The sequence below is a fragment of the Chryseobacterium sp. genome, from assembly GCF_029240215.1.
Taxonomy (GTDB): domain Bacteria; phylum Bacteroidota; class Bacteroidia; order Flavobacteriales; family Weeksellaceae; genus Chryseobacterium.
The window spans coordinates 66,284-79,906 of sequence record NZ_JARBTK010000001.1; the positions used below are offsets into that span (position 1 = coordinate 66,284).

Consider the following 13,623-nt stretch of genomic DNA (forward strand, 5'->3'; position numbering starts at 1 on the left):
TAATTAAATGATAAAAGGAACTTTGACCAAATTAAAGTTCCTTTTTTTGTAACTTTAAAGAAAAACAATGATAGAAACTATAAAAGAATATGCATCAAAGCGAATAGATTTGCTGAAAATTCAGGCAACAGAAAAATCATCAATTTCTGCCGGAGTAATCGCCTATCTGGTTATTTTATTAGTTGCTTTTGCTTTTTTCATTATCCTCTTTAATTTTGGACTGGCATTTTTTATCGGTAAGCTATTGAACAATACTTCATACGGATTTTTAATTGTTGCAGCATTTTATTTGTTAATAACATTAATAGTTGTTAGCTTTAAAAAACGTATTGTCAATATTATCGCAAATAAAGTAATCGAATTTTTAAACCACTAATTATGAGCAGAAATTACAATAGTTTGGAAGAACTAAGAAGAAAGAAAAAGCTTTTAAAGGGTGAAATTGAAGATTTGGAAGGTTTATTGACTTTTAAAAACACCAAAGAAAGCCTGAGCGCATTTACCAACGGTCTTACTGATCAGTATCTGAAAGAGAAAATAGATGAAGACGGTGAAGAGAAAACAGTTTTAAGAAAAGATGTTATTGCCAAACAACTGACTTCCGAAGTGAAAGATCTTTTTTTGAGCAGAAATACCGCGATGGGAATTGCAGGAAGCGCATTTAAAGGCGATGCAATGGATACTGTCGTAAAACTTGCCGTTACTGCTTTGGTTGCCAATTATGCAAAGAAAAATATGCGCAGTTCAAACTGGAAAAAGAAAGTGTTAGGAGCAGTATTAATTTATGTAGCACCAATGGCTCTCAAATTTGTCAGAACAAAACTGGAGGCGTATCAGAAAACAAAAAGTGTATCCAGTATGGAACAACTTATATGATTTTAAGAAATTAGAAATTAGTTTAAATTAAATTTTGCTAGTTTCTAATTTCTATTTCGAAAACAATTGTCCTAAAATAATTCCTGCAGCCATAGAAACGTTCAGACTTTCTGTGGATTGAGATTTTCCGAATCTTGGAATTGATATTTTCTTGTGAAGTAATTTTTCCGTTTCTTCACGCATTCCGTTTCCTTCGTTTCCTAAAATTAAATTCAGTTTTTCAGGTTTTTGAAAAGAATAAATATTTTCTCCTTCCATATCGGTTCCGATGTTGGTGTTTTGAGTTTCAGATAAATATTCAACTAAATTGCAATACATTAAATTTACCCTTGTAAAAGATCCCATACTTGCCTGAATTACTTTCGGATTATAAAAATCTACAGTATCTTCACTACAAATGATCTGCTCAATCCCAAACCAATCTGCCAAACGGATGATTGTTCCCAAATTTCCAGGATCCTGAATTCCATCTAAAACCAATTGAATATTTTGATTTTCTAATTTTAATTCTTGATTCAATTCGCAAACTGCCACAGAATCTTTAGGATTTTGCAGGAAACTGATTTTTTTTAGTTCATTTTCAGTGATTTGATGTACAGTTGCATCCTTAAAATTTAATTTTTGAGGATTTGTAGAAAATATTTCTTTAATTTTAAAGTTAGAATCAGGAAGTTCAGAAATTATTTTATTCCCTTCAACCAAAAACAAATTGTATTTTTGCCTGAACTTCTTTTTATCTAAAGACTGTAAAACTTTTATTGTATGAGCTGTAAGCATTATAAGAATTCTCCTCAAAAATATTATAAAATTATATCATTCGCAACAGTTGTTGGTTTACTTTACGCTTGCAGTACGACAAAAAAAGTACCGGATGGAGAATATCTGCTTACCAAAAACAAATTTGAATTTGAAGATAAGAAAGAATTCTTTGATGAAGAACTGAAAGATTACGTTCAGCAAAAACCTAATAAAAAACAGCTCCTTTTCGTACCATTAGGGCTTCTGCTGCATAACGCTGCAAATCCAAAGTATGATACGTTATTCAGTGAATATCTGACCTATCCCAGTGAAATGAGAAACCAAAAGCTCCGGGATTCCTTATTTGTTAAATATAATATGCAGAGCAGTGTTGGAAAGAGTTTGTTGTGGGACAGAATTTTACACAATTTTGGGACACCACCTGTAATTTTAGACCAGACAAGAACAGATAAGAGTGCAGAATCGATCGAAAAAAGGATGACTTACCGTGGTTATTGGGATTCTGAAGTTAAATTTAAACATGAGCTTGATTCTACCTCCAAGAAAGCAGCTGTAACTTATTTTCTTACACACAACAGTCCTACCAATATTAAAGAATATTATTACAATATTCCTGATGCAGGTGTCAAAAGTCTCTATCAGCAAAATATTAATGAGACACTCGTAAAATCAGGAAGAGTGCTTGACCAGACCGTTCTTGAGAAAGAAGTAACAAGAATCAATGATCTCATGCGAAGAAGCGGTTATTACAAGTTCAATAACGGGAATGACGAAGTATATTTTGTAGCTGACTCGTTAAAAGACAGAAAAAATGTACCATTAACACTTGAGATTCACAAAGATTCAGCAGATTCACCTTATAAGCGTTCTACATTTGGAAATATCGATGTTGCAATAGTCGATGAGCCAAGTGATTTTGGAAAGAAAACTGTAAAAGACAGTCTTCGACGAATCAGATTTCACAAAATGAATGATAATTATAAAACCAATTCTATCTGGAGAGCAATTATCGTTGATAATAAATCTGTTTATAATCAAAATCAACTTGATTTAACAAAGAGAAATCTTTTGGCCATGAATAATTTTAGTATTCTTAAAGCTAAAGATTCTTTAAGGCAAGGTGGGGCTATAAAACCTAATGATAGTATCGTTGATGTTTTGTATTTATTAAAACCCCTTCCTAAATATGAAATTAAAGCAGGTACAGATTTAAATTATTCCCAGTTTTTAAATTGGGGTATATCGCCGTCTTTAGATTTGACTACGAGAAACGTTTTCAGAGGTGCAGAAAACCTGACAACTAGTGTTTCAGGGACTTTTGGATCAATCCGTAATCCGAAAAATTTAGATAAAAGAATCCTGGCTTATGAATATTCGGCACAGGCATCGCTAAGTTTCCCAAGATTACTGCTTCCGTTTAATTATTACAAACTCATTCCTAAAAGGTATACTCCTACTTCATCAATAGTTTTGGGAGCATCAGTACAGAATAATATCGGTTTGGGAAGAGTTAATTTTAATACGGGTTTAAATTATTTTGCAAACGTAAATGATCAGTCATCTCACAGATTGACTTTGTTTAATACGTTATTCAGTTTAACCAAAAATAAAGACAGCTATTACGATTTCTTCGTTAATGACGATGCTGTAAGAAGAGTGGTTTTCGATGATTATTTTCTCTATAATCCTCAATTACAGCAGCAGTTTCAATCCGGTGCGATAACCAGAGATCAGGTTTCTGAACAGATTATTGCAGATGATAGTTATATTTCAACTCTTGATCAGGAGAAAGCCGACAGAATGGTTGAGTTTTTAGGAACGCTAGTCAATAAAGACAGACAGACACAAGATGTAATTATCTCATCATTTATATATAATTTTATTTATAACGAAATCGGAAAAAAAGATTACCCAAATGCATTCTATTTTAATGGAAAAATGGAAGTTGCCGGAAATATTCCAAGTTTATTCAATCAAAAGAGAGAAGACAACGGTGGTGTTTTAAGAAGCCCTGAACGAACTATTTTCGGAATTCCTTACGCACAGTTTGTTAAATTCGATTTTGATGTGAGGAAGTATTTTAAATTTAATGGAAATCAGACGTTGGTTCTTCGTCAGTATATAGGTTTAGGCATTCCTTATGGAAATTCTTCATCGATGCCTTTTGTGAGGTCATATTTTAATGGAGGTGCTAATGACATCCGTGCCTGGGTGGCTTTTGGAGGTTTGGGTCCGGGAGGTTCTCAGGTTGACGAAAGAGTACGAACTTATCTGATGGGAAATGTCAAGTTAACGACCAATCTGGAGTACAGAATTCCTTTTAATGATATGTATGAAGGAGCTATCTTCACAGATATAGGAAATGTCTGGAATACAGATAACAACGGATTTGATGATCAGTTTAAATTTAACAAATTTATCAGAGAAATGGGGGTTGGAAGCGGATTAGGATTAAGGGTAAATGTTGCTTATATAACTTTAAGACTAGATTTGGCATATAAAATTTACGATCCTAATAAACCGGATGGCGAGAGATGGAGATTTAATAAATTTCAGCCTTTCAAACCTACTTTAAATCTTGCTTTCGGATATCCTTTCTAATCCGGAGAAATTCCGAGTACAAAATAAACTACAGCAACCACTCTTGCGATAATCTCTCTCGATTGGTTTCTGTAGAAACTTTCAGGTTTGTTGACATCCTGTGCATCAAAACCCAGCGCATTCATGCTGTTATTTCTGGCAAAAAATAATGCACGAAGATTATGGAAACCTTGTGAAACAATGATCACATTTTCCTTTTTATAAACATCTTTGCAGCGTAGAATACTTTTGTATGTATTAAAACCTTTCGGATCTTCAATGATGATGTCTTCAGGAACACCTTCCTGATAAATCAGATAATTTTTCATTGCAGCCGGCTCATTATAACCTTTGCTTTTCTCACCGCTTACAATGATTTTTTTGATTTTCCCGTGATGATAAAGCAATGCAGTTGCATCCATTCTTTTTGTAAAATAGGGGTTGGAAACTCCCGACCTCATTCTCGGAGAAGTTCCTAAAACCAAAGCAATTTCACGTGGCGGAATTTTTGAGATTTTATTGTAAGTTCTACCATTCGTCAACCCAAAAACCCAGATATTAGAAAGGCATATCAAAAGAAAAATCAATTCTAATGATGCAATAATAAATTTAAATATGTTTTTGACGATTCTCAATTGAAATCAAAGTTAAGCTTTATTTTTTTAGTTTTTGCTATTGACATACATGCCAGAATTTTTCCCTGAGCTTCTTCTCTTTCGGTCAGATATTCGTTTTCCAGAAGCTCTACTTCACCCTCTTCAAGGGTACATTCGCAGCTTCCGCAGATTCCGGATTTGCATGAATAAGGTACCGGAAAGTTTTGAATCAGTAATTGCTGAAGAATTTTTTCTCTGTTGTCCGGAAGCTCAGTCTGATAATTTTTTCCAAACATTTTAAAATTGACCTGCACATTTTCAATTAACGGAAATTCTTTTTCTATAGGATAAATGTCATCATTAAACTCCTCAAAAAGTTCAAAATGAATATTTTTCTTTGGAATTCCGTGGTGATAGCAGGCATTTGCCAAAGTTTTGATCATTTCCCCTTTTCCACAAATCAAAACTTCATCTACCGCATCCCAGATTGTAGATTCTTCATCTGTATCATCCAGATGAAGAATTTGGTTGATAATTAGATTTAGTCTTTTAGCATCGAGTCTTCCATAAAATAGCTGATGTGAAGTCTTTTCCTGTGAATAAAAATAATGGATTTGTAGTCGGTCATTGTAAGTTCTGGCAAGATTATCCAGAAGTTCTCTGTAAATCAGATCCTGAGAATTTTTATTTCCAAAAAAAAGAAAAAGTCTGGTTCTTGGCTCGTTATGAAGAATATTTTTAAAATGACTTAAAATAGGAGTAATTCCTATACCTGCAGCAAAACCCACAATCGTTCGAAATTCACTGGGTTTTGATACCAAAGTAAACCTTCCGTTGGGTTCACTTACAGACAATTCATCACCGATATGGTAATTTTTATATAAATCTGAAGTAGCTCCGTCAGGAGAATTTACCTTTATTCCCAGACAGATTTTTCCCTCATAAGGTGCAGAAGTCATTGAGTAATCATTGATTATTTCTTTGCCGTGAGAAGAGAATTTTATACTCACAAACTGACCTGCTTCAAACTTAAAATTTTCTTTAAGATTCTCAGGAACTTCAAGCTCCAGCGAAAAAGTATTTTTGGTCAGGTCTGCCTTTTTAGCTATTTTTAACCGATGAAACTGTGTCAGTTTCCCTTTATAGATTTGTTGTTCCATACTTCAATTCAAAAATAGAGAAAAAATAAATATGAAACTGTCTGCAATGTAATTTTCTTACCAATAAAACCGGTGAGAAATACCCATCGTATATTCCATGATAACAAAAGAATATTTACCTATGAAAAAAATACTTTTATCAACAATTTTAGCAGCCACACTTTTTAGCTGTAAAAAAGAGGCTGAAAAAACGGAAGACAGCACCGCTGCAAATGATTCAATTTCAACAACAATTCCTGAAACTGCACCTTCAACAGTATCGCTAAAAGTATTGAATTCTCAACAGACAACAGATTTTCTTCAGAAGAAAAACGATACTTTATATGTAACCAATTTCTTTGCAACCTGGTGCGGACCGTGTGTGAGAGAAATTCCTCATTTCAAAGATAAAATTGTAGCGTTGAAAGATCAGCCTGTAAAAATCACGTTTATCAGTTTAGATACAAAAGAAGTCTGGAACTCTGAAGTTCCAAAATTTGTTGATAAACAAGGAATCAGAAACAATACCATTTTATTGGATGGTGGGCAACTTGACGAAAATTTCTTTAAAAATAATTTTGAAAAATGGGACGGTGGAGCAATTCCGTTTACGTACATGAGGAAAGGTTACAAGACGGATGAATATTTAGGAATGATGACTTCAGAATTGCTGGATTCAAAAATCAATTCTTTTATAAAATAATTTCCCGGAAACTTTTTTTTAATGTCAAATAAATTTAAAATTCTGTGTTCCGTTTTAGTCATCGCAATAATTTGCGTGGCGATTGTTAATCTGAATACAGGATTTTTAGATTTAAATTTTCAAGATTTTATTCAAAATTCCGAAAACGGGCAAATTGCTGAGATTAGAGTCAATCGTGTTTTGGTCATGCTTTTGGCAGGAATTTCGATTCCAACATCAGGTTTTTTGATGCAGGAATATTTTCAGAATCCACTTGCAGGACCCGACATTTTAGGAATTACTTCTGTTGCGAGTTTATCCGTTGCTTTTTACATTTTCTTTTCACACAGCATTTTACTTCCCGAATTTTTGCAGAACAGCTTTTTAAGTTTATCAGCCATCGTTGGAAGTTTACTGTTAATGTTGGTCTTACTTTCAATGTCAAACAAATTTCAGGATAAATCTTATCTGATTATTTTTGGATTTCTGGTTTCTGCTTTTGCAGGAGCAATAGTTTCTCTTTTGCAATTTTACGCAGAAAATCAAAGCCTTAAAAATTATATTTTGTGGTCTTTCGGAGCTAATAATATGGTTTCTAGAAATCAGATTATTGTATTGTCAATTTTAGTTTTTATCGGATTATTTATCTGTTTTAAAACGATAAAACCCTTAATTGGAAATTCTTTGGGAAGTTCTTATGCACAAAGTTTAGGTGTTAATTTAAGTTATTTAAAAATACTGATCATTGTAACTTCTTCACTTCTATCTGCTTCTATTACTGCTTTTTTAGGACCTATTTTATTCATCGGAATCATCGTTCCCCATTTCTGCAGATTGATTTATAACCCTTCAAAACTTTGGCAACAATGGATTTTGAATATGTTTTTGGGAATGCTTATTATGTTGTTATTTTCAATTGCTGCTGAAAAAACTCAAATCCCGTTGAATGTAATCAGTTCGCTGTTTGGAATTCCTGTAATTTTGATGATGCTTTTGAAACAGAATAAGGTATAAAAGTGAATTGTGAATGAGATAATTATTAATTTTAAATTTTCTCTAAGATTTTGTATATAATGCAAATATTTGAAAATATTTTATTCTAAAATAAGCACTCCGTTTGTCATTCCGGAGGAATCTAAATTAACTTTGTAGAGATGCTTCCAGCATGACAAACTAAATGTAAAATCAATAAGACAAAAATGAATATCAAAGTTAAAAGGATTTGGCAAATAATGTTTTAAACAAACCAACAAATGCACCTAAAAATCAATCAAGCCAACATTGGCTACGACAAAACCCTAATTTCAAATGCCAATGCAAATTTGAATTTAGGAGAAGTATGCCTCTTGATTGGTAACAATGGTGTCGGAAAAACCACTCTAATCAAATCTATCCTTCATCAGAATTCTTTATTAGCGGGAGAAATTTTAATTAATAATAGAAATGTAAAAGAACTTTCTGTAAAAGAGATTGCAGAGAATATTGCAGTTGTTTTTTCAAAATCTGTCATTCCGCAGAATCATACGGTTGAAGATCTTATTTCACTAGGAAAATATATTTACTATCCTTTCTATTTTGAGCTGAAAAGAAAAGACAGAGAGGAAGTTAAAGAGATTATTCACGAATTAGATTTAACTCAATATAAAAATACACTTCTTAGAAATCTATCAGACGGAAACCTGCAAAAAGCATTTATCGGTAGAGCTTTGACACAGAATTCTCCGATAATTATTCTTGATGAACCCACCACTCATTTGGATGAAAAGAATAAATTGATCATCCTTAAAACGCTTCGGAAATTAGCTAAACAACAAAATAAACTCATCTTGTTTTCCTCTCACGACTGGAGACTGGCAAAAGAATTTGCCGATAAAATGTGGTACATTAAAGATCATCATTTATATTCAGGAATTGTGGAAGATATTTTGTTGCAACATGACGAACTGACTAACGCTTCACTGTTCCAAGTGAACGAAAATTTTGTGGCTCCTTCTATAAAATCGCCACAGATTCAGAAAGAAATGTTGTACTCTTTACTTCAAAAAAACTTCCAAAAAAATTTATCATCTTTTGATTTTAGCTTCAACGAATCAATTTGGGAGATTTCATATGATAATAAACTATACAAATGTGAATCTTTTGAAGAAATAGTTAAATTAATCTTAAGGCTTCATTAAATCAGCATTTTAATTATTTATTTCACATACTATGCATGCATAGTATTATGCTAGTCATACATTTTAATCATCTATAAATCAGGATTTTAATAAATTTTAACAATCAATAATACTATGCATGCATAATATTTGCTACATTTGATAAAACCGATTAGCAAAAAAATTATGATGGATAATAATAAAGAAAAAACAGAAAATGTTGATCTCATTCTAAAGCAGACCTGGTTGGCAGTTTCGAAAATGTATACTGAGCTTGCTCAGGAGCATGATTCTACCGCAGTTCAAGCACTTACTTTATTGAAAATTGATCCTAAAGAAGGTACAAGAAGTACCAATTTGGGACCCAAAATGGCAATTGAACCGACTTCTCTTACAAGAATTATCAAATTACTTGAGGACAACGGATATATTTATAAAGAAAAAACTACCACAGATAAGCGTGAAGTAATCATAAAGCTTACTGACAAAGGTTTGAGCTCAAGAAATATGTCTAAGGAAGTTGTTGTGAATTTCAACAAAAAAGTGATGGAGAAAATTGCTCCGGATAAGCTTGAGACTTTCAAAGAAGTCATGACTGAAATTATGAAAATTGCATCTGATTTAAATAATAGAAAATAGAATTTCCATCATTTGGATGGTATAGTTAAAGCAAATTATTTAAAATAATAACTTAAAAGTTAATCTAAACGATAATAACTAAAATAAAATATTAATGAAAAGACGAATCAAACACGTTACGGTTTTAGGTTCAGGAATTATGGGAAGCGGTATCGCTGCACACTTTGCCAATATCGGAGTGCAGGTTTCTCTGCTCGATATTGTTCCGTTTGAGTTGAATGAAGCCGAACAGAAAAAAGGTTTGACCAAAGAAGACAAAGCCGTTCGTAACAGAATTGCTTCCGAAAACTTTGAAAAACTGAAGAAAGCAAGTCCCGCACTACTCTATTCTCCGAAATTTGCGGAGCGCATTAAAGTCGGAAATTTTGATGATGATTTAAAGAAAATAAAAGATACAGACTGGATTATTGAGGTTGTGGTTGAAAAACTCGACATCAAAAAATCAGTGTACGAAAAAATCGAACAATTCAGAAAACCTGGCACTTTGGTTTCTTCTAACACTTCTGGAATTCCGATTCACTTCTTGATTGAGGGGAGAAGCGATGATTTCAAAAAATATTTTGCAGGAACTCACTTCTTTAATCCGGTAAGATATTTGCCACTTTTAGAAGTAATCCCGACTCCTGAAACCGATACCGAAGTTATCAAGTTCTATATGGAGTATGGAGCGAAATTCTTAGGTAAGACAACGGTTTTAGCAAAAGATACTCCGGCGTTTATCGCCAACAGAATCGGAGTTTTCTCGATGATGGATTTGCTTCACAATGTTCAGAAATTAGGTTTAAATGTTTCTGATGTTGATAAATTAACAGGTCCGATCATCGGTCGACCGAAGTCTGCAACATTCAGAACTGCCGATGTTGTCGGTTTGGATACTTTGGTAATGGTTGCAAACGGAGTCCGTCAAAGTGGCGCTGAAGCGAATGATTTTAATGATGTTTTTGCCCTTCCTGAATACATTCAGAAAATGGTAGATAACAAATGGTTGGGTTCAAAAACCGAGCAAGGTTTCTACAAAAAAGTAAAAGGTGCTGACGGAAAATCTGAAATTCACGGATTAAATCTCGATACTTTAGAATACGAGCTTCAAGGTAAATCTTCTTTCCCGACTTTAGAATTAACGAAAAACATCGACAAACCGATTGACAGATTTAAAGTTCTAATTGATGGAAAAGATAAAGCAGGAGAGCTATACAGAAAATCTTTAGGCGCATTATTCGCCTACGTTTCTCACAAAGTTCCTGAAATTTCTGATGAAGTTTACAAAATTGACGACGCTATGAGAGCAGGTTTCGGTTGGGAAAACGGACCTTTCGAAATTTGGGATGCTGTTGGAGTTCAAAAAGGAATTGAACTAGCGAAAGAAGCCGGTTATGAAGTATCAGATTGGGTTAAAAACGTTGAATCATTTTACAAAGTAAATGACGACGGACAAAGCATTTTCTTCGATAAAAACTCAGGAAATTACAATAATATTCCGGGTCAGGAATCATTTATTATTTTAGATAATATCAGAAAAAATAAGACACTTTGGAGCAATTCAGGTTCGTCGATTGAAGATTTGGGAGACGGAATTATCAATTTTGAAATCCGTTCTAAAATGAATTCTTTGGGTGGCGAAGTTTTGGATGGATTAAACAGAGCGATTGATTTAGCTGAAAAAGAATACGACGGTTTAGTGATTGGAAATCAAGGTGCAAATTTCTCTGTAGGAGCCAATTTAGCAATGATTTTAATGATGGCGATCGAACAGGATTGGGATGATTTAAATATGGCCATTGCTTATTTCCAGAAATCGATGATGAGAGTTCGTTATTCCTCAATTCCTGTCGTGGTTGCTCCTCACGGAATGACTCTTGGTGGCGGTTGTGAAATGACAATGCACGCAGACAGAGTTGTTGCAGCAGCGGAAACTTACATAGGATTGGTTGAAACCGGAGTCGGCGTCATTCCAGGTGGTGGCGGAACAAAAGAATTTGCTTTGAGAACTTCAAGAGAGTTCCACAGTGATGATGTGAAAAATAACCGTCTCCGTGAAGCTTTCATGAATATCGCAATGGGAAAAGTCGCCACTTCTGCTTACGAAGCTTATGATATGGGAATTCTTGAAAAAGGAAAAGATGTAGTTGTAGTCGATAAAAAACGTCAGATAATGACTGCAAAAATGATGGCGAAAAGCTTAGCAGAACATGGCTACACTCAACCAATCGAACAAACCGTAAAAGTTCTTGGAAAAGACGCTCTCGGAATGTTTTATGTTGGAACCGACCAAATGTTAACAGGGAATTTCATTTCGCAACACGATAAGTTAATAGCTGATAAATTAGCCAACGTTTTGGTGGGAGGAAATCTTTCTGAACCGACCATTGTAACCGAGCAATATCTGTTGAATCTTGAGAGAGAAACTTTCCTTCAGTTATGTGGTGAAAGAAAAACCTTGGAGAGAATTCAGTTTATGCTGCAGAAAGGAAAACCTTTGAGAAATTAATAACTCCTAAAATTAACAAAGCATTTGTCATTCCGTAGGAATCTGAGCTTAGATGCTTCCAGCATGACAAAGTGCAGGTTTAAAATTAAAATAAAATAAGAAAATGTCAAGACAAGCATATATAATCAAGGGATTTCGTACAGCAGTCGGAAAAGCACCAAAAGGCTCACTCCGCTTCACACGTCCCGACGTAATGGCAGCAACAGTTATTGAAAAACTGATGGCAGCCGTTCCACAATTAGATAAAGACAGAGTCGACGATTTAATCGTCGGAAATGCAATGCCCGAAGCTGAACAAGGCTTAAATGTTGCGCGTTTAATTTCATTAATGGGACTAAACACTGACAAAGTTCCCGGAGTTACTGTGAACAGATATTGCGCTTCTGGAAGTGAAGCAATTGCGATTGCTTCGGCAAAAATTCAGGCAGGAATGGCAGATTGTATCATTGCAGGTGGTACAGAATCAATGTCTTATATTCCGATGGGTGGTTACAAGCCTGTTCCGGAAACTGAAATTGCAAAAACCAATCCCGACTATTATTGGGGAATGGGCTACACTGCGGAAGAAGTTGCGAAACAGTTTAATATTTCTCGTGAAGAGCAAGACCAATTTGCTTTTGAATCTCATCAAAAAGCTTTGAAAGCCAATAAAGAAGGGAAGTTTGCCAATCAAATTGTTCCAATTCCTGTCGAATATAATTTTTTGGATGAAAACCAGAAAATGCAGACTAAAAAGTTTGATTTTTCTGTTGATGAAGGCCCGAGATTAGATACTTCTTTGGAAGGTTTAGCCAAACTAAAACCTGTATTCGCAAACGGCGGTTCAGTTACGGCAGGAAATTCTTCGCAAATGAGTGACGGTGCTGCTTTCGTGATCGTAATGTCAGAAGAAATGGTAAAAGAATTAGGGTTGGAACCGGAAGCAAGATTAGTTGCTTACGCAGCAGCAGGTTTAGAACCTAGAATTATGGGAATGGGACCAATTTACGCAATTCCAAAAGCTTTGAAACAGGCTGGTTTAGAATTAAAAGATATAGAACTGATTGAATTAAATGAAGCTTTCGCATCTCAATCGGTTGCTATTAAAAAAGAATTAGGTTTAGATCCTGATATTCTGAATGTGAACGGAGGCGCAATTGCTCTTGGTCACCCTCTTGGTTGTACCGGAACAAAACTAACCGTTCAACTTCTCGACGAAATGAGAAAACGCGGAAACAAATACGGAATGGTTTCTATGTGTGTGGGAACCGGACAAGGAGCGGCTTCAATTTTCGAACTTCTTTAATTAATTATAGATTTTAAATTATAAATTTTAGATGTAATGAGTTTCAAAGAAGATAATTTGATTCAGATAAAAACATTTGACTTTGCTTTAAGAATAATTAAATTTTATACTCAGTGTAAATCTCAAAATGAATTTATTGTATCAAAACAAATTCTTCGTTGTGGAACTTCGATTGGAGCAAATGTAGAAGAAGCAATTGCGGCTCAATCTAGAAAAGATTTTATATCAAAACTATCCATTGCAAATAAGGAAGCAAGAGAAACAAAATATTGGTTAAAACTCTATCAATCATCAAATTTAGTTCAAGTAGAAACTGAATCCTATCTGAAAGAAATTGAAAGTATCATTAACATTTTGACTAAAATCATAAAGACTTCATCTGAAAATTTATAACAGCGAATCATAATTTAAAATTTATAATCT

General features: G+C 34.0%; 13 protein-coding genes. 10 read left to right on the forward strand and 3 right to left on the reverse strand.

Translation table 11 applies throughout. The annotated features are described in order from the left end of the window. The first annotated feature begins 67 nt into the window (after nucleotides 1-67). Complete coding sequence (locus K0R77_RS00330) at nucleotides 68-376, forward strand: phage holin family protein (protein ID WP_300346110.1); 309 nt, start codon at nucleotides 68-70, stop codon at nucleotides 374-376. A 2-nt stretch (nucleotides 377-378) separates the two neighbouring features. After that, the gene (locus K0R77_RS00335) at nucleotides 379-876 is read left to right on the forward strand and encodes a phosphoribosyl-ATP pyrophosphatase (protein ID WP_300346112.1); all 498 of its coding nucleotides are present in this window, start codon (nucleotides 379-381) and stop codon (nucleotides 874-876) included. Between the two features lie 51 nt (nucleotides 877-927). On the opposite strand, the gene K0R77_RS00340 is transcribed toward K0R77_RS00335, so the two are convergent. Then, nucleotides 928-1,653 (reverse strand): RNA methyltransferase, encoded by a 726-nt coding sequence (locus tag K0R77_RS00340; protein WP_300346113.1) that lies wholly within the window; start codon nucleotides 1,651-1,653, stop codon nucleotides 928-930. Here K0R77_RS00340 and K0R77_RS00345 point away from each other — a divergent pair. Beyond that, complete coding sequence (locus K0R77_RS00345; protein ID WP_300346115.1) at nucleotides 1,639-4,236, forward strand: BamA/TamA family outer membrane protein; 2,598 nt, start codon at nucleotides 1,639-1,641, stop codon at nucleotides 4,234-4,236. The genes K0R77_RS00340 and K0R77_RS00345 overlap by 15 nt on opposite strands. Here K0R77_RS00345 and K0R77_RS00350 read toward each other — a convergent pair. Next, nucleotides 4,233-4,850 (reverse strand): ElyC/SanA/YdcF family protein, encoded by a 618-nt coding sequence (locus K0R77_RS00350; RefSeq protein WP_300346116.1) that lies wholly within the window; start codon nucleotides 4,848-4,850, stop codon nucleotides 4,233-4,235. The genes K0R77_RS00345 and K0R77_RS00350 overlap by 4 nt on opposite strands. Beyond that, nucleotides 4,847-5,971, reverse strand: a complete 1,125-nt coding sequence (locus K0R77_RS00355) for a ferredoxin--NADP reductase (RefSeq protein WP_300346117.1) — start codon at nucleotides 5,969-5,971, stop codon at nucleotides 4,847-4,849. Before K0R77_RS00355 ends, K0R77_RS00350 begins: the two co-directional genes overlap by 4 nt. A gap of 121 nt (nucleotides 5,972-6,092) precedes the next feature. Between K0R77_RS00355 and K0R77_RS00360 the strand changes: the two genes are divergently transcribed. From K0R77_RS00360 to K0R77_RS00390, 7 genes are all read left to right on the forward strand, one after another. Further along, nucleotides 6,093-6,653: a TlpA disulfide reductase family protein gene (locus K0R77_RS00360; RefSeq protein WP_300346118.1), complete on the forward strand. Its 561-nt coding sequence runs from the start codon at nucleotides 6,093-6,095 to the stop codon at nucleotides 6,651-6,653. A gap of 21 nt (nucleotides 6,654-6,674) precedes the next feature. Then, nucleotides 6,675-7,646, forward strand: a complete 972-nt coding sequence (locus K0R77_RS00365; RefSeq protein WP_300346119.1) for an iron ABC transporter permease — start codon at nucleotides 6,675-6,677, stop codon at nucleotides 7,644-7,646. 239 nt (nucleotides 7,647-7,885) lie between these two features. Then, entirely contained in the window at nucleotides 7,886-8,809 is a 924-nt protein-coding gene (locus K0R77_RS00370; protein WP_300346120.1) for an ABC transporter ATP-binding protein, read from the forward strand. Nucleotides 8,810-8,977: 168 nt separating this feature from the next. Next, the gene (locus tag K0R77_RS00375; RefSeq protein WP_300346121.1) at nucleotides 8,978-9,427 is read left to right on the forward strand and encodes a MarR family transcriptional regulator; all 450 of its coding nucleotides are present in this window, start codon (nucleotides 8,978-8,980) and stop codon (nucleotides 9,425-9,427) included. A gap of 94 nt (nucleotides 9,428-9,521) precedes the next feature. After that, entirely contained in the window at nucleotides 9,522-11,915 is a 2,394-nt protein-coding gene (locus K0R77_RS00380) for a 3-hydroxyacyl-CoA dehydrogenase/enoyl-CoA hydratase family protein (RefSeq protein ID WP_300346122.1), read from the forward strand. 103 nt (nucleotides 11,916-12,018) lie between these two features. Then, nucleotides 12,019-13,200 (forward strand): acetyl-CoA C-acyltransferase, encoded by a 1,182-nt coding sequence (locus K0R77_RS00385; RefSeq protein ID WP_300346124.1) that lies wholly within the window; start codon nucleotides 12,019-12,021, stop codon nucleotides 13,198-13,200. A 36-nt stretch (nucleotides 13,201-13,236) separates the two neighbouring features. Then, complete coding sequence (locus K0R77_RS00390) at nucleotides 13,237-13,593, forward strand: four helix bundle protein (RefSeq protein WP_300346125.1); 357 nt, start codon at nucleotides 13,237-13,239, stop codon at nucleotides 13,591-13,593. Nucleotides 13,594-13,623: the final 30 nt, after the last annotated feature.

Excerpts from the sequence above, each read along its gene's own strand:
- K0R77_RS00365 (WP_300346119.1), top strand. The coding sequence starts at position 6,675 with ATGTCAAATAAATTTAAAATTCTGTGTTCCGTTTTAGTCATCGCAATA.
- K0R77_RS00375 (WP_300346121.1), top strand. The coding sequence starts at position 8,978 with ATGGATAATAATAAAGAAAAAACAGAAAATGTTGATCTCATTCTAAAG.
- K0R77_RS00385 (WP_300346124.1), top strand. The coding sequence starts at position 12,019 with ATGTCAAGACAAGCATATATAATCAAGGGATTTCGTACAGCAGTCGGA.
- K0R77_RS00390 (WP_300346125.1), top strand. The coding sequence starts at position 13,237 with ATGAGTTTCAAAGAAGATAATTTGATTCAGATAAAAACATTTGACTTT.
- K0R77_RS00330 (WP_300346110.1), top strand. The coding sequence starts at position 68 with ATGATAGAAACTATAAAAGAATATGCATCAAAGCGAATAGATTTGCTG.
- K0R77_RS00345 (WP_300346115.1), top strand. The coding sequence starts at position 1,639 with ATGAGCTGTAAGCATTATAAGAATTCTCCTCAAAAATATTATAAAATT.
- K0R77_RS00340 (WP_300346113.1), bottom strand. The coding sequence starts at position 1,653 with ATGCTTACAGCTCATACAATAAAAGTTTTACAGTCTTTAGATAAAAAG.
- K0R77_RS00370 (WP_300346120.1), top strand. The coding sequence starts at position 7,886 with ATGCACCTAAAAATCAATCAAGCCAACATTGGCTACGACAAAACCCTA.
- K0R77_RS00335 (WP_300346112.1), top strand. The coding sequence starts at position 379 with ATGAGCAGAAATTACAATAGTTTGGAAGAACTAAGAAGAAAGAAAAAG.
- K0R77_RS00360 (WP_300346118.1), top strand. The coding sequence starts at position 6,093 with ATGAAAAAAATACTTTTATCAACAATTTTAGCAGCCACACTTTTTAGC.
- K0R77_RS00380 (WP_300346122.1), top strand. The coding sequence starts at position 9,522 with ATGAAAAGACGAATCAAACACGTTACGGTTTTAGGTTCAGGAATTATG.
- K0R77_RS00355 (WP_300346117.1), bottom strand. The coding sequence starts at position 5,971 with ATGGAACAACAAATCTATAAAGGGAAACTGACACAGTTTCATCGGTTA.